Source organism: Hymenobacter sediminis, assembly GCF_003231285.1.
GTDB lineage: Bacteria > Bacteroidota > Bacteroidia > Cytophagales > Hymenobacteraceae > Hymenobacter > Hymenobacter sediminis.
The window spans coordinates 170,698-184,924 of record NZ_QKNS01000002.1; the positions used below are offsets into that span (position 1 = coordinate 170,698).

The following is a 14,227-nucleotide window of genomic DNA, read 5'->3' on the forward strand; positions in this document are numbered from 1 at the left end:
AGCCGAGGTTAGCCCGAAAAGAAGGGGTAGTACTTTTATCGTACTACCCCCATCTTAGTCTTCATCCTCGTAGTCGAGGCCGAGTAACTGGTTGAGAGCCTGCTGAATCTCGCTGGCGGCATGCAGCTGGCCAGCTCGGCGGGCTACGGTAAGGCCGGTGCGGTAAACCTTTTCAGCTTCTTCGGGCTTTTCAAGCTGCTGCAGCATCTTACCGGCGTGGTAGTACGTACCCACGTACTCCGGATGCTCATCCAGCAGCTTTTGGTAGTACTCCATGGCCCGCAGCGGTTCCGTGGTCCGGTATTCGGTGGCTAAGGCGTAAATCGTGAACGGATCCGTTGGATCATCCTGGTAGAAGGCTAGGAGTTGCTGTAAGCGGCTTGGTGTCGTTTCCATGGGGCGGCATATTTAAGTATCTTCGCCCCAAATTTGGGACTTTCCCCGTGTTCTTCTCATATAAGTAGCCGTAGATGAAGTTTCTCGTTTGCATAAGTAACGTGCCCGACACGACCACTAAAATCACCTTTACTCCTGATAATAAGGAGTTTAACAAGGCAGGTGTTCAGTTCGTGATTAATCCTTGGGATGAGTATGCACTCACTCGCGCCATCGAATTAAAGGAAGCCCAGGGCGGTACCGTGACGGTGCTGAACGTAGGCGAGGCCGATACCGAACCCAACATCCGCAAGGCTTTGGCCATTGGCGCCGATGATGCCATCCGGGTTAACGCCTTCCCGAAGGATGCTTTCTTCGTGGCGCAGCAGATTGCAGCCATTGCTAAAGATGGCGGCTACGACGTGATTCTGATGGGCAAGGAGAGCATCGACTACAACGGTTTCCAGGTGCACGGCATGGTAGGCGAGTTGCTCGGCATCCCGACGGTAGCCCCGGCTATGAAACTGGACATGAGCGGCAACACTGCTACCCTGGAGCGTGAAATTGAGGGCGGCAAGGAAATCGTGGAAGTAAGCACGCCCTTCGTGGCTTCGTGCCAGCAGCCCATGTGTGAGCCCCGCATCCCGAACATGCGCGGTATTATGACGGCCCGCACCAAACCCCTGAAAGTGGTAGAGCCCACCGGCGAAGGTGCCCGCACGGAGGTAGCTGCTTACGCGCTGCCCCCCGCCAAGCAAGGTGTGAAGCTCATTCCGGCCGAAAACGCCGGCGAGCTGATCAAGCTGCTCCGCAACGAAGCCAAGGTTATCTAGTCTGGAGAGCTTAGGCACTAGAACTCAACGCTTAGCCGCTTACCAATGGAATGGCAGTGCTACGCTATTTGTTCTCAACGTGAAATACTCTAAGCTCTACGCTCTCACCTCTAAGTTCTAAAAGAAGAAATGTCTGTATTAATAGTTGTTGAATGTGATGGTGGCGAGGTGAAAAAATCCTCGCTGGAAGTAGCTTCCTACGGCAGCCAGGTAGCGCAACTGCTCGGCACGTCGGCTACGGCTGTGGCTGTGGGCGAGGCTACCGAAGCCAACCTGGCCAAGCTGGGTGAGCAGGGCATTGCCAAAGTGCTCTACGACAATGAGCCCCGTCTGAAAGATTTCGTGAACGGTGCCTACACCAAGCTGATTGCTGCGGCTGCTCAGCAGGAAGACGCCAAGGTAATTGTGCTGGCTAACTCCAACATTGGCGCCGCCGTAGGTTCGCGCCTGTCGGTGCGCCTGCAGGCCAGCTTGGCTACCAACGTGGTAGAGCTGCCCAAAACGGAAGGCGGTTCCTTCACGGTGAAGCGTGGCGCTTTCTCGGGCAAGGCTTTTGCCGACGTGAAGCTGGACGGCGAGCGGAAAATCATTGCCGTTAAAAAGAACTCTATTGAGGCGCTGCACGAGGCCGGCAAAACCGCCGAGGTGGTATCATTCTCGGCCCAGCTGACCGACGCTGACTTTGCTGACGCTCCCAAGCAGGTAGTAATGCAGGATCAGGCGGGCGGTATTCTGCTGCCCGAGGCCGACAAGGTAGTATCGGGTGGCCGTGGCATGAAAGGTCCTGAAAACTGGAACCTCATCGAGGACCTAGCTCAGGCCCTGGGCGCGGCTACGGCCTGCTCCAAGCCTGTATCGGACGTAGACTGGCGCCCTCACCACGAGCACGTAGGCCAGACGGGCATCACCGTTTCGCCGAACCTCTACATTGCCTGCGGTATTTCGGGCGCTATCCAGCACCTGGCTGGCGTGAACTCCTCGAAGGTGATTGTGGTCATTAACAAAGATCCGGAGGCTCCCTTCTTCAAGGCTGCTGATTACGGCATTGTGGGCGACGTATTTGATGTGCTGCCCAAGCTGACCCAAGCAGTTAAAGAACTCAGCTAGAACTTAGGATGTAGGGTCTCAGGAAACGACTCGGCCGCGGCCGACGAAAATTTCCTGAGACCCTAAGTCTTTTTTGACCGTATGCAGACGGATACGCTGGCATTGGTTTCTTTTGCATCCGATTCCACTGCCTTCCTAACCCATTCATGCGGTCAGGTGCTACCCCTCCCGATCGTAAGACCCTAAGTCCTTTAGTTCCTTTGAAAAAGATACCGCTCGAAATTCTGGGCCTCTCGTCCAGCCAGTCGCAGTCGGGCTCCTTTGCCCTGATTCTGGGCGAAAAGACCGGCAACCGGCGCTTACCAATCATCATTGGTATGTTTGAGGCGCAGAGTATCGCCATCCAGATAGAGAAGATTAGCCCGAACCGGCCGCTTACCCACGACCTGTTTAAGTCCTTTGCGGAGCAGATGCATGTGGCCGTGCTGGAAGTACTGATTTCGGATCTGAAGGAAGGCGTATTCTATTCCAAAATTGTATGCTCTGATGGCGCCAGCACCTTCGAACTCGACGCCCGCCCTTCTGATGCTATTGCCATTGGCTTGCGCTTCGGAGTGCCCATCTTCACGGTGGAAAGCGTACTGAGCGAAGCCGGTATCATTCTTTCGGACCTCGACGAAAACGCCGATGAGGACGATGACGACACCGATGACGACGAAGACGAGGACAACGACCAGCCGGCGCCCAAGCCGGCAGAGCCGCGCGAACCCAGCGGACAGGTTTCGTTGGATGAGCTGACCAAAATGCTGGCCCAGGCCCTCGAACGTGAAGACTACGAGAAGGCCGCCAAAATTCGCGACGAACTAAACAAGCGCAACGGCTAATACTACCCTTGCACTTCCAGAAAATGGCTTCCTGCTCAGGAAGCCATTTTTGTTTTCCCGCGTCTGCCAACCGTGTCTTTGCTGGCAATAGAGGGGGTAGGCGTACCTTGCAACTTCCTTGTATCCTCTCTTTCCTCCAAGTTATGAGTACTGCTGCCCCCGACCTGCGCTACCCCATTGGCCGCCCCGTACTGCCCGATGAACCCCTGGACCGCGGCGCCCGCACCGCCTACATGGCCCAGATTGCTACCCTCCCTGATCTGGTAAGGTCATCGGTGCTGGGCCTGAGCCCCGAGCAATTGAACACGCCCTACCGCCCTGAGGGCTGGACATTGCGCCAGGTTATCCATCACCTGCCCGACTCGCACATGAACAGCTACACCCGCTTCCGTTTGGCCCTGACGGAGGATAACCCCACCATTCGGCCCTACGATGAGCACGCCTGGGCAGAGCTGCCCGACATTGAGGCTACGCCCGTGGCTGTGTCGTTGGCTTTGCTTGAGGCGCTGCATATCCGGTGGGTGAAACTGCTGCGCAACCTCACCGACGAGCAGTGGCAGCGCACCTTTTTCCACCCCGAAAGCAAGCGTAAGTTCACCCTCGACCAAGCCTTGGTACTCTACGCCTGGCACGGCCGTCACCACCTGGCCCACATCACGGAGCTGCGCAAACGGGAGCAATGGTAAGCTGTGAGTTGCCGGTTGCGAGTTGCCAATTATCAGGAAACCGGGGGAGCTAGCCTACCCCTTCAGTTGCACAAAATCCTGTAGGGCCGATCTATCTGCTGATAACATTACAAAGCCTCAGCGGGGCAACACGAACCTGTTAAAGGGTAGGTGTCGCCCCGCTGAGGCTTTGAAGTATTATAAGAGGTAGGGGTTCTATTGATAGTTCGCCCCGCGCAGGCTACCCCTGCCTAACTGGCAGCTCACAACCGGCAACTTACTAGATGTTGATGGCTTCGTCGGTAGTGGCGGCGGCCAGGCCGCCTTCGGTTTCGTCGTCCACTTTCTTGGCGGCGCGCACGAGGCTGCTGCTGAAGATGAACTCCTTAAGCTCGGGCACCTGGGCGTTCAAGATTTCATCTTTGTTGCCGTCCCACAGTTTCTGGCCTTTGTAAAGGAAGATGATGTGGTCCCCGATTTCAATTACGGAGTTCATATCGTGGGTTACTACCACGGTCGTGATGCCGTACTCGTGCGTGATTTCGTAGATTAGCTCGTCAATCTTGATGCTGGTGAGTGGGTCGAGGCCGGAGTTGGGCTCGTCGCAGAACAGGTAAGTGCAGTTGGGCGCAATGGCGCGGGCAATGCCCACGCGCTTTTTCATACCCCCAGAAATTTCCGAAGGCATTTTGGTCCCAGCATTTTCCAGTCCTACGCGCTTCAGGCAAAACTCTACCCGGTCGCGGCGCTCCTCGCGGGTCATATCGGGAGTGAGCATTTTCAGCGGAAACTCCACGTTTTCGTGCACTGTCATCGAGTCGAACAGAGCCGAGCCCTGGAAGAGCATCCCGATTTTGCGCCGGATTTCCTGACGAATATTCACCTTGTTGTTTGTGAACACGGTGCCATCGAAAGTGATGCTGCCCAGGTCAGGCTTCATCAGGCCCACAATGCACTGCAGCAGCACCGATTTACCGGTGCCTGAACCGCCAAGCAGCAAATTGCACTTACCCGTTTCGAAGCGGCAGGTAATGCCTTTGAGTACCTGGTTGCCATCAAAAGATTTTTGAACGTTATGAACTTCAATCATCTGCGTAGAAGCTGAGAGCCGGAAGCCAAGCCCTGAACTTCAGGATTTGACTTCCGGCTTCTTGAATTAGAGAAGAAGAGCGGCCAGCGCGAAGTCGGCAACCAGAATGGCAATGATGGAGTTGTTCACGGCCGTGGTGCTGGCCGCGCCAACCTCCAGGGCGCCACCCTGGGTGTAAAACCCTTTAAACGACGAAATAGCCGAAACCAGGAAGGCAAATACTACTGACTTAATAAGGGCGAAGACGATGTTGTAGGGAATAAAATCGGTGCGGATGCCCTCGATGTACTCCTGGGCCGACAGCGCGCCCGTGAGGGAACCAGCCAGGTAACCACCAATGATGGAAAGCGCCATGGCCAAGATTACCAGCAGCGGAAACATCAGCATAGAGGCCAGAATGCGGGGTAGCACCAGGTAAGAGGCGGAGTTGATACCCATTACTTCCAAGGCCGATACCTGCTCCGTAATGCGCATGGTGCCCAGCCCGCCCGCAATGCTGGAGCCTACCTTACCGGCCAGCACAATGCTGGTAATGGTAGGGGCCAGCTCCAGAATCGTCATTTCGCGCACCATGTAACCGATGGTGCTCTTGGGAATTAGGGGGTTCGTAAGGTTATACGCAATCTGAACGCAGGTTACAGCCCCAATAAAGGCCGATACAATGGCAACGATGAAGATGGAGTTGATGCCGATGATAACGCACTCATCCAGCGTGCGTTGCCACAGTACAACTGCCCGTTCTTTCCGCGTGAGCATGCTCTGAAGGAAGAGCAGGAATTCACCGAAGGATTTAACCATAAAGAGGAAAAAGAAAAGAAAAGCGGAAACTTGCGGCGGTAGGCCGCCGGCGGAATGCCGAGCTGACTTGCTTACGTAAAAACCGTTTCAGGAATCAAAGGAATGCAAAAAAATATCGTTGTTACAGGCGGCACTAAAGGAATTGGTCGGGCCCTGGTGTTGCGCTTTCTGCAGGCCGGCTACCCCGTCATCACCTGCGCCCGCTCAGGGGCTGACCTGCAGGAGCTGCAAGCTGCTGCTGCGGAGCAAGTTCCGGGCGCCGTACTGCACACACTGCCCGCCGATTTAAGCCAGCGCGAAGAAACCAGCCGCTTTACAACGTTTGTGCAAAGCCTGGGAGAGGTAGGCGTGCTCATTAACAACACGGGTTCCTTCATTCCAGGCCGCCTGCAAGATGAGCCTCAGGACGGTTCTCAGCTGCGGAAGATGCTCGATGTAAATTTGTTGAGCGCCTACGATGTAACCCTGGCTTTGCTACCCGGCCTGCTCCGGCAAGGGCAAGGGCACATCTTCAACATCTGCTCCACGGCCAGCCTGACTGCCTACCCCAATGGGGGCTCTTACGGTATTGCCAAGCACGCTCTGCTGGGCATGACCCGCAACCTGCGCGAAGAGCTGAAAACCTCTGGCATTCGGGTGACGGCCGTGCTGCCGGGTGCTACCCTCACCGCTAGCTGGGAAGGGGTGGACCTGCCCGCCGAGCGGTTCATCAAATCTGAGGACGTAGCCGAAGCCATTTTTGCCACCTACAGCCTCTCGCCGCAAGCTGTGGTAGAAGAACTGCTAATCCGGCCCCAACTAGGCGACTTGTAGCACGTTCCGGCCCGGCGCATCAGGCGTCGGGCCAGTCAATGCTCAAGGCATTTGCATGATATTCGCCTACCCCATGAGCAGGCTTAAACCTGGCCGTGGGGGTCCGGCCGGCCTAAGAAATGGTTTGTAACCTAATGCGTTGAAGTAGGCCGGCGGATATAAGTGCTGTAGAGGAAATCAAGTAGCATTAGCCAGAAACTGATAGCCAACAGCCCCTTGCTATACGGCAGAGCCTCACGCAAACCACTGCCTAGCACGATGCTGAACAAACCCAACGCGACTATCCAACACAGCTTCAGGTAATCGAGCCGAACTTTGTCTGGCTTTCTTCGAAACCACAGGGCGTAGGTGATAATCAGCAGCAAGCCGCCTCCTAGCAGGATCAGCCTCGCTCCAGTCAAATGCAGGACGTAGAACATTACGCCCGCGTTGATTCCAAGCAGCGCCAGCAGTATAAAGGAGCTGTAGGTTAGGTTGCGCCGCAGGGTGCTGTGCCAGAACAGCAGCAAAACGCCCAGCAGCATCAGGCTGATGAGCAGATAGTTCAGCCAGGAGGTAGGTGACGGCATAGCAATGGTAAAAGGAGGGCTGTTTACTCGCGGGTCAGTTTGCCCTTGCCCGTCACCCGCAGGCTGATATCAGTCGGGGAGCCGCGGTAGTACACCGTGCCAGCCCCGGCGTGGTTGCCGGTAAGCAGGCGGGTAGGAGCACAGTGACTTTTCCCGTTGCTATCGGCGTTGGTTTGGAGGTAGAGGTCCTGGAGTGTCAGGTCCGGGGCATATAAGCTGCCATTGCCGCCAATGGTGTGGTGCAGTTCCTGGGTGGTGCCGCTGAGGTAGATGTCGCCTAGCTCATACTGGCTCATGCCTAGGTAACGGCTATTCAATGTCAGGTGGTAGTCCCCGGATCCGATGAGGTGGGCAAAAAGGGTATCGGCCTTGAAAGTGCCCTGCGTTTGAATATCGGCTTGCCCACGTAAAAACATGTCGGTGAGGCGCGGGGTGTGCAGGGTTACTTCGCGAGGAGTATTGTAGCGGCGCACCCAGTTGCAGCGGCTGGTGTTGCGGATAATCAGGTGGCCATTCTGCACCTCCAGCCGGATGTCTTCCTGCAGGTTTTTACCGGCTCGCACTTCGGCATACGTTTCCGAGTCCTGCACCAGGGTCACGCGCACATTGTCGTTGGTGGTTAGCACGCGGAAGGGGGGTAGGGGGCGCCGCTCCGTCACGATGCTACCCGTGCTGGTGAAGCACCCGGCCTCATTTTCTTTCTGACAGGCAGATAATGTGAGGCTTACTGCCACTCCGGCCGCCACGGCACGTAAAAGCCGCCAGGGGGCGCTAACTTGCGCCCAACTTTCAAACCAAGACATCACAACAGCTATGGACCTAAGCGGCAAGGTAGCCATTATCACAGGTGTCAGCAAAGGAATTGGGCTGGCCACGGCCGAGGCGCTGCTGGCGCGCGGAGCGGTGGTAGCAGGTTGGGGCCGCACTGCCCCGGAAGGCCTACGGCATGAGCGGTTCCAGTTTTTCGAGTGCGACATCCGCAATGAAATTGCCGTGCAGGAAGCCTTCATGAACACGCAGCGCGAGCTGGGCCAGGAGATTCAGGTGCTAGTCAATAATGCGGGGATTGGCAATTTCGGCCCTGTCGATGGCTTTTCTTCCGACGACTGGCACGCCATGTTTGACACCAACGTGCACGGGTTGTTCTATTGCACGAAAGCGGCACTGCCCCAGATGAAAAATCAGCGCGAAGGCCACATCATCAACGTGGCTTCGTTGGCCGGCACGGCCGGCTCGGCTAACCTGGCGGGGTATTGCGCCACCAAATATGCGGTGCGTGGCTTTTCCGACGCGCTGTTCAAGGAAGTGCGTCCCGATGGGGTGCGGGTAACCTGCATAATGCCAGGCTCAGTGGAAACCAACTTCAACGGGGCTACCCCCGGCCAGGAGCCCGATCCGCACAAGATGCAACCCGAAGACATTGCCGCCGCCATTGTTCACGCGCTGGAGGCCCCACAAACCGTCATGATTTCGGAGCTGCAAATGCGGCCCACCCAACCGAAATAAGCAAGTAGCGCGAAGCATAGGCTTCGCGCTCTGCAGAACGAAAGAAGACACTTTCATTCACGGATTACCGTTCAACGATGCGCGAAGCGGAAGCTCCGCGCTACACCATATGGTAGAAGTTCAGCAGCTTACCAAAACCTTCGGCACCCAGGCGGCCGTGAACAATATCAGCTTCACGGCGGGCAAGGGCGAAATCCTGGGCTTTCTGGGGCCGAACGGGGCAGGAAAATCCACGACCATGAAGATTGCCACTGGCTACCTACCCCCCTCGGCGGGCACAGTAGTGGTAGATGGCTTCGATGTGCAGACGGCCCCTCTGGAAGTGCGCCGCCGCGTGGGCTACCTGCCGGAGCATAACCCGCTTTACCTGGACATGTACGTGCACGAGTACCTGGAATTCATCGGCTCAGTGCACGGCCTGAAGGGGAGCCAGCGTCGGCAGCGGGTGCAGCAGATGGTGGAGCGGGTGGGGCTGGGCCGCGAGCAGAACAAGCAGATTGGTGCCCTCTCCAAGGGCTACCGCCAGCGCGTGGGCTTGGCGCAGGCTCTTATTCATGACCCCGGTGTGCTCATCCTCGACGAGCCGACCACTGGTCTCGACCCCAACCAGATTGGCGAAATCCGCAACCTGATTCGGGAGCTGGGCCAGGACAAAACGGTCATTTTCTCTACGCACATTCTGCCCGAAGTGGCGGCCCTCTGCAGCCGGGCCGTCATTATTAACCGTGGGCAACTGGTGGCCGACTCGCCGGTAGCGGAGCTGGGCGCCCGCGCCGCCGGCGAAACCATCATCCGCGCCGAGTTTGAGCAACCCATTGACCTGGCCCCACTGAGGGCGTTGCCGGGTATCAATAGGGTAGAGGCAGAAGCAGGCAACATCTACCGCATTCAGGCCAAAGGCGGCACCGATCAGCGTGGGGCTATTTCCCGGCTGGCGGCTCAGCAAGGCTGGGTGCTACTGGGGCTGCGGCAGGAAGAACAGAGCCTGGAGCAGGTGTTCCAGTCACTGACCAGATAAATGGGCCTCAATTAACAGGCCGTCATTCCGAGCTGGTCGAGGAATCTCGCGTGCTGACGTTTCAACACTAATCAGGCATCAGCACGCGAGATTCCTCGACCAGCTCGGAATGACCAACGAATTATTTAACCAGCGCATCACCTTAGTACCCGAATGCTGACTATTCTTCGCAAAGAATTTAACTCCTTTCTTAACTCGCCGGTGGCTTACGTGGTCATTGGCGTGTTTCTGGTGGCTACCGGGCTGTTTGTATGGGTGTTCCCTGATAGCTCGGTGCTGGACTATGGCTATGCCGATCTGCAGACGCTGTTCAATATGGCCCCCTGGATTTTTCTATTCCTGATTCCGGCTCTTACCATGCGCACCTTTGCCGAGGAGAAGAAGGCCGGTACTATGGAGCTGCTGCTCACGCGCCCCCTTACCGATGGGCAGATTATCGGCGGAAAGTACTTGGCCTGCCTGCTGCTGGCGCTGTTGGCCCTGTTGCCCACGCTGCTCTACTACTACTCGGTGTACCAGCTGGGTAACCCCCAAGGCAACATCGACTCGGCGGCTACCGTGGGCTCCTACCTAGGCCTAACCTTGCTGGCAGCCGTATTTGCCGCCATTGGCGTGTTTGCTTCGGCTCTTACCCGCGACCAGATTATTGCCTTTCTGGTGGCTGTGGTGGGCTGCTTTCTGGTGTATTCAGGATTCGATTCGTTGGCTTCGGTGTTCGATGGCGCCCCGGCTTACTACATTGGGCAGCTAGGCATTGCGGCGCACTACCGCGACATCAGCAAGGGCCTCATCGACTCCCGCGACCTGCTCTACTTCGGTAGCCTGATTGTGGGGCTGCTGCTGGGCACCCGCCTGGTGCTGCAAAGCCGCAACTGGTAATCCTTTCCCTACCCCCTCATTCGGTCCCAAACCGGGCGCTGAATCCTACTTATCTGATCTGCAATCTGCCACTTTATGGCTTCACCTGCTCCCGAATCTACTACCCCGGTAACTACCCGCAAACGCCGCGACCTGACGCGTTTTGGGGTGGCTGTGCTCGGGCTGCTGCTGCTCAACTTCCTGGGCGGGCTGTTTTTCTTCCGGCTCGATCTGACGGAGGAAAAGCGCTACACCATGGCGGGAGCTACCAAGCAATTGCTGGAAAACCTGAAGCAGCCCGTAACCGTGACGGTGTATTTGGAAGGCGACTTCCCGCCTGCCTTTCGACGCTTGCAGCAGTCGGTGCGCGAAACTCTGAATGAAATGCAGGTGTACGGCGGGGCTAATCTGCACTACGTGTTTGTGGACCCCTCGGCCGCCGGCACCGAAAAGGCCCGCAACGAGTACTATACTACGTTGCTCAAGAAGGGCCTGCGCCCTACTAACCTCGGGGCCAACGAAAACGGCAAGCGGGTCGAGAAAATCATTTTCCCGTGGGCTACGGTGGCGGCCGGGGGCAAAGAGCAGCAGGTGCTCCTGCTGCGCGGCAACCAAGCGGCCCCCTCCGATGTGCGCCTCAACCAAAGCATAGAAGGGCTGGAGTATGAGCTGGCCAGCGCCATCCGTAAGCTCAACCCCGGCCAGCGCAAGCGCATTGGAGTGCTGGAAGGCCACGGCGAATTGTCGAACCAGGAAGCCGGCGACCTGATTGGCTCCCTGCAGCAGTTCTACGACGTATTTCGGGTAAACCTGAACCAGGCCCGCCCTCAGGACCTGAAAACCCTCAGCGCCATTATTGTAGCCAAGCCCGCTACGGCTTACTCCGAGCCCGAGAAGTTCAAGCTCGATCAGTTCATCACCCAGGGCGGCAACGCGCTGTTCTTCGTGGATGCCATGCGCGTGAACCTCGACAGCGCCAACCGGGGCGGCATGCTCTCGTTTCCGCTGCAGTTGGGCCTGGAGGATATGCTGTTCAAATACGGTGTGCGCGTGAACCCCGATCTGCTCCTGGACCTTAACTCCGGCGTTATTCCCCTCGTGACGGGTAGCCTCGGCGACAAGCCCAAGGTAGAGCCCATGCCTTGGCAGTTCTACCCCCTTATCAACAACTTCAGTCAGCACCCCGTCACGCGTAACCTCGATGCAGTGTACACCAAGTTCGTGAGCAGCATTGATACGGTGAAGGCCGTGGGCATCCGCAAAACGCCGCTGCTATTCACCTCGCGCTACTCCCGGGTGCTACCTGCCCCCGTGCCCGTTAACCTCAACGACGCCCGCCTGGAGCCCAACCCCAAGCTGTACACTGCGCAGTTTAAGCCGGTGGGCTACCTGCTGGAAGGGCAGTTCCGGTCCTTGTTTGCCAACCGTGCCGAGCCGGGTACTACCCGCTTCCAGCCCGCAACCTCACCCCAGGCCCGTCCGGCCAAGGTGCTGGTTATTTCCGATGGCGACTTTGTGCGCAACGACGTGGACCCCAAAACCGGCCGGCCCTTCCGCCTGGGCTTCGACCGCCTCGCTAACACCGAGTTTGCCAACCGCGAACTGGTCCTGAACGCCGTAGACTACATGCTCGACGAGTCGGGCCTGATTGCCGTGCGTGGCAAGCAGATTACCCTGCGCCCCCTGGACAAGCTGCGCGCCATTGCCGAGCGCCGTCAGTGGCAGCTGCTAAACCTGGCGGCTCCGCTGGTACTGCTGGGCCTGTTCGGACTGGTGCGCGCTTGGCGCCGGAAGCGTCGTTACGCTTCTTTTTAAGCACTTTCATAATCTGCGGAAAGCTCACAGAGTTGTCCTTCCGGATAGCGCTGAGAATTAGGGGTAGGACTAATGTTCATTCTCCCATTTTCTCGCGCTATCCGGAAGGACACTTTTGTTCAAGGGCTTGTCTTGATGCTTTGCGGTAGGGTCGAGCTTACCCTGAAGCGCTGCCAGCATTGGATAGGAGGGTACAGAAGAAGTGTCTGCTATTAGGGTATCTTTGTTGGAAACGCTAGTGTTATATGCAAGACGCCGCCACTTATTCAGCTCCTCTCGGGCCTCAGTTGCCTAAAACTCCTACGGGCATCGATGGCCTGGATGAGATTACCGAAGGAGGCCTGCCGCAGGGGCGGCCCACTTTGGTATGCGGCAGCGCCGGCTGTGGCAAAACCCTAATGGGCGTTGAGTTTCTGGTGCGCGGCATTCTGGAATACGATGAGCCGGGGGTACTGATGGCTTTTGAAGAAACTGCCGATGAGCTGGCTGCCAACGTCACCTCCCTGGGCTTCGACTTACAGGCCTTGCAGGACCAGGGCAAGCTCCGCCTCGACCATGTGCACATCGACCGCTCAGAAATTGAAGAAACCGGCGAGTACGACCTGGAAGGACTGTTTATCCGGCTGGGCTACGCCATTGACTTCATCGGAGCCAAGCGGGTAGTGCTGGATACCATTGAAGCGTTGTTCTCCGGGTTTCCCAACCAGGCCATACTGCGCTCCGAAATTCGGAGGCTATTTCGCTGGCTGAAGGACAAAGGCGTAACTACCATTATTACAGCCGAGCGGGGCGAGGGCTCCCTTACCCGGCAGGGACTAGAAGAGTACGTTTCGGACTGCGTTATTTTGCTGGATAACCGGGTAATTGAACAGATTACCACCCGCCGCCTGCGCATTGTGAAGTACCGTGGTAGCACCCACGGCACCAACGAGTACCCTTACCTCATCACGGAAGAGGGCATTTCGGTACTGCCCGTGACCAGCCTGAAATTGGCCCATGAGGTATCCGACGAAATTGTGTCTTCGGGTGTACCGGCGCTAGATGAAATGTTTGGGCGTCGGGGCTTCTTCAAGGGTAGCAGTATTTTGGTTACCGGCACGGCTGGCACCGCCAAAACCACGCTGGCAGCAGCTTTTGCCGCGGAAATCTGCCGCTCAGGAAAACGCTGCTTGTTCTTTGCCTTCGAAGAGTCGCCGCAGCAGCTGGTGCGCAACATGCGCTCCGTCGGCCTTGATCTAAACAAGTATCAGGAGCAGGGTTTGCTGCATATCGAAGCTTCGCGCCCTACCCTCAATGGCCTCGAAAAACACCTCGTCACGCTGCACAAATTTATTAGGGACTGGCAGCCCGAAGCGGTAGTTATTGACCCCATCAGCAACCTGATTACGGTAGGCAACATTACCGAGGTGCGCAGCATGCTCACCCGCCTCATCGACTTTCTAAAGGTCAACAACATCACGGCCCTGTTCACCTCCCTCATCAGCGGCCGCAACATCCAGCAGGAAATGACTGAGGAGGGCGTGTCTTCCTTAGTAGACACCTGGCTGAGTGTGCGCGACCTGGAGGGGGTAGGGGAGCGAAACCGGGGCATCAGCATTCTGAAAGCCCGCGGCATGGCCCATTCCAACCAAGTGCGCGAGTTTCTCGTTACCGACGAGGGAATCCGCCTACTGGACGTAGTGATTGGGCCTACGGGCATCGTTACGGGAGCCAGCCGCCTGACTCAGCAGATAAAAGAGCAGGCCGAAGCCCTGGCCAACCAGCAGGAGCTGGAACGCAAAGACCGTGAGCTGGAACGCAAGCGGCGCGTGCTGGAAGCTACCATTAACAACTTGCGCACGGAATTTGAATCAGTGGAAGAGGAGCTGCGGCAAATCAACCACGATGAGCTAATGCGCCAGCAGGCACTGCGCTATAACCGGCAAAACATCGCCGGTTCCTCATCTCCCGAATAGG

Annotated in this window: 15 protein-coding genes; 10 read left to right on the forward strand and 5 right to left on the reverse strand. The window is 57.1% G+C overall.

From position 1 onward, the window contains the following. Nucleotides 1-54: 54 nt before the first annotated feature. Nucleotides 55-396: a tetratricopeptide repeat protein gene (locus tag DNI29_RS07290; RefSeq protein WP_110977441.1), complete on the reverse strand. Its 342-nt coding sequence runs from the start codon at nt 394-396 to the stop codon at nt 55-57. A 74-nt stretch (nt 397-470) separates the two neighbouring features. On the opposite strand from DNI29_RS07290, the gene DNI29_RS07295 reads away from it, so the two are divergent. The 4 genes from DNI29_RS07295 to DNI29_RS07310 all read left to right on the forward strand — a co-directional run bounded on the left by DNI29_RS07295 (nt 471) and on the right by DNI29_RS07310 (nt 3,825). Further along, entirely contained in the window at nt 471-1,208 is a 738-nt protein-coding gene (locus DNI29_RS07295; protein WP_110977442.1) for an electron transfer flavoprotein subunit beta/FixA family protein, read from the forward strand. A gap of 129 nt (nt 1,209-1,337) precedes the next feature. After that, on the forward strand, nt 1,338-2,315 hold the full coding sequence (locus DNI29_RS07300) for an electron transfer flavoprotein subunit alpha/FixB family protein (protein WP_110977443.1): 978 nt from the start codon (nt 1,338-1,340) through the stop codon (nt 2,313-2,315). A 200-nt stretch (nt 2,316-2,515) separates the two neighbouring features. Further along, nucleotides 2,516-3,139, forward strand: coding sequence for a bifunctional nuclease family protein (locus DNI29_RS07305; protein ID WP_110977444.1), 624 nt, complete (start codon nt 2,516-2,518; stop codon nt 3,137-3,139). 143 nt (nt 3,140-3,282) lie between these two features. Further along, nucleotides 3,283-3,825, forward strand: coding sequence for a YfiT family bacillithiol transferase (locus tag DNI29_RS07310; protein WP_110977445.1), 543 nt, complete (start codon nt 3,283-3,285; stop codon nt 3,823-3,825). Nucleotides 3,826-4,084: 259 nt separating this feature from the next. On the opposite strand, the gene DNI29_RS07315 is transcribed toward DNI29_RS07310, so the two are convergent. Together DNI29_RS07315 and DNI29_RS07320 are read right to left on the reverse strand one after the other, a co-directional pair. Beyond that, the gene (locus tag DNI29_RS07315) at nt 4,085-4,894 is read right to left on the reverse strand and encodes an ABC transporter ATP-binding protein (protein WP_110977446.1); all 810 of its coding nucleotides are present in this window, start codon (nt 4,892-4,894) and stop codon (nt 4,085-4,087) included. A 66-nt stretch (nt 4,895-4,960) separates the two neighbouring features. Continuing rightward, nucleotides 4,961-5,692: an MlaE family ABC transporter permease gene (locus DNI29_RS07320; protein ID WP_110977447.1), complete on the reverse strand. Its 732-nt coding sequence runs from the start codon at nt 5,690-5,692 to the stop codon at nt 4,961-4,963. A gap of 102 nt (nt 5,693-5,794) precedes the next feature. Here DNI29_RS07320 and DNI29_RS07325 point away from each other — a divergent pair, with 102 nt between their 5' ends. Continuing rightward, a complete protein-coding gene (locus DNI29_RS07325; protein ID WP_110977448.1) occupies nt 5,795-6,505 on the forward strand; it encodes an SDR family oxidoreductase in 711 nt (236 codons plus the stop codon). A gap of 131 nt (nt 6,506-6,636) precedes the next feature. Here DNI29_RS07325 and DNI29_RS07330 read toward each other — a convergent pair whose 3' ends face one another. Together DNI29_RS07330 and DNI29_RS07335 are read right to left on the reverse strand one after the other, a co-directional pair. Beyond that, on the reverse strand, nt 6,637-7,074 hold the full coding sequence (locus DNI29_RS07330) for a hypothetical protein (RefSeq protein WP_110977449.1): 438 nt from the start codon (nt 7,072-7,074) through the stop codon (nt 6,637-6,639). A gap of 23 nt (nt 7,075-7,097) precedes the next feature. Continuing rightward, complete coding sequence (locus DNI29_RS07335; RefSeq protein ID WP_162303542.1) at nt 7,098-7,877, reverse strand: GIN domain-containing protein; 780 nt, start codon at nt 7,875-7,877, stop codon at nt 7,098-7,100. Between the two features lie 10 nt (nt 7,878-7,887). Between DNI29_RS07335 and DNI29_RS07340 the strand changes: the two genes are divergently transcribed. The 5 genes from DNI29_RS07340 to kaiC all read left to right on the forward strand — a co-directional run bounded on the left by DNI29_RS07340 (nt 7,888) and on the right by kaiC (nt 14,226). Continuing rightward, entirely contained in the window at nt 7,888-8,580 is a 693-nt protein-coding gene (locus DNI29_RS07340; protein WP_110977767.1) for an SDR family oxidoreductase, read from the forward strand. A gap of 109 nt (nt 8,581-8,689) precedes the next feature. Then, nucleotides 8,690-9,598 carry a gliding motility-associated ABC transporter ATP-binding subunit GldA gene (gene gldA, locus DNI29_RS07345; RefSeq protein ID WP_110977451.1) on the forward strand — a complete coding sequence of 303 codons (909 nt, stop codon included), beginning with the start codon at nt 8,690-8,692 and terminating at the stop codon, nt 9,596-9,598. Between the two features lie 153 nt (nt 9,599-9,751). Beyond that, a complete protein-coding gene (gene gldF / locus DNI29_RS07350; RefSeq protein ID WP_110977452.1) occupies nt 9,752-10,477 on the forward strand; it encodes a gliding motility-associated ABC transporter permease subunit GldF in 726 nt (241 codons plus the stop codon). Between the two features lie 75 nt (nt 10,478-10,552). Beyond that, nucleotides 10,553-12,271 carry a gliding motility-associated ABC transporter substrate-binding protein GldG gene (gene gldG, locus DNI29_RS07355; RefSeq protein WP_110977453.1) on the forward strand — a complete coding sequence of 573 codons (1,719 nt, stop codon included), beginning with the start codon at nt 10,553-10,555 and terminating at the stop codon, nt 12,269-12,271. A 287-nt stretch (nt 12,272-12,558) separates the two neighbouring features. Continuing rightward, the gene (gene kaiC / locus DNI29_RS07360) at nt 12,559-14,226 is read left to right on the forward strand and encodes a circadian clock protein KaiC (RefSeq protein WP_238388037.1); all 1,668 of its coding nucleotides are present in this window, start codon (nt 12,559-12,561) and stop codon (nt 14,224-14,226) included. Nucleotide 14,227: the final 1 nt, after the last annotated feature.

Coding starts and splice junctions, on each gene's coding strand:
- DNI29_RS07310 (WP_110977445.1), top strand. CDS start 3,283: ATGAGTACTGCTGCCCCCGACCTGCGCTACCCCATTGGCCGCCCCGTA.
- DNI29_RS07340 (WP_110977767.1), top strand. CDS start 7,888: ATGGACCTAAGCGGCAAGGTAGCCATTATCACAGGTGTCAGCAAAGGA.
- gldA (WP_110977451.1), top strand. CDS start 8,690: ATGGTAGAAGTTCAGCAGCTTACCAAAACCTTCGGCACCCAGGCGGCC.
- DNI29_RS07315 (WP_110977446.1), bottom strand. CDS start 4,894: ATGATTGAAGTTCATAACGTTCAAAAATCTTTTGATGGCAACCAGGTA.
- DNI29_RS07320 (WP_110977447.1), bottom strand. CDS start 5,692: ATGGTTAAATCCTTCGGTGAATTCCTGCTCTTCCTTCAGAGCATGCTC.
- DNI29_RS07325 (WP_110977448.1), top strand. CDS start 5,795: ATGCAAAAAAATATCGTTGTTACAGGCGGCACTAAAGGAATTGGTCGG.
- DNI29_RS07300 (WP_110977443.1), top strand. CDS start 1,338: ATGTCTGTATTAATAGTTGTTGAATGTGATGGTGGCGAGGTGAAAAAA.
- DNI29_RS07295 (WP_110977442.1), top strand. CDS start 471: ATGAAGTTTCTCGTTTGCATAAGTAACGTGCCCGACACGACCACTAAA.
- gldF (WP_110977452.1), top strand. CDS start 9,752: ATGCTGACTATTCTTCGCAAAGAATTTAACTCCTTTCTTAACTCGCCG.
- DNI29_RS07290 (WP_110977441.1), bottom strand. CDS start 396: ATGGAAACGACACCAAGCCGCTTACAGCAACTCCTAGCCTTCTACCAG.
- gldG (WP_110977453.1), top strand. CDS start 10,553: ATGGCTTCACCTGCTCCCGAATCTACTACCCCGGTAACTACCCGCAAA.
- DNI29_RS07335 (WP_162303542.1), bottom strand. CDS start 7,877: ATGTCTTGGTTTGAAAGTTGGGCGCAAGTTAGCGCCCCCTGGCGGCTT.
- DNI29_RS07330 (WP_110977449.1), bottom strand. CDS start 7,074: ATGCCGTCACCTACCTCCTGGCTGAACTATCTGCTCATCAGCCTGATG.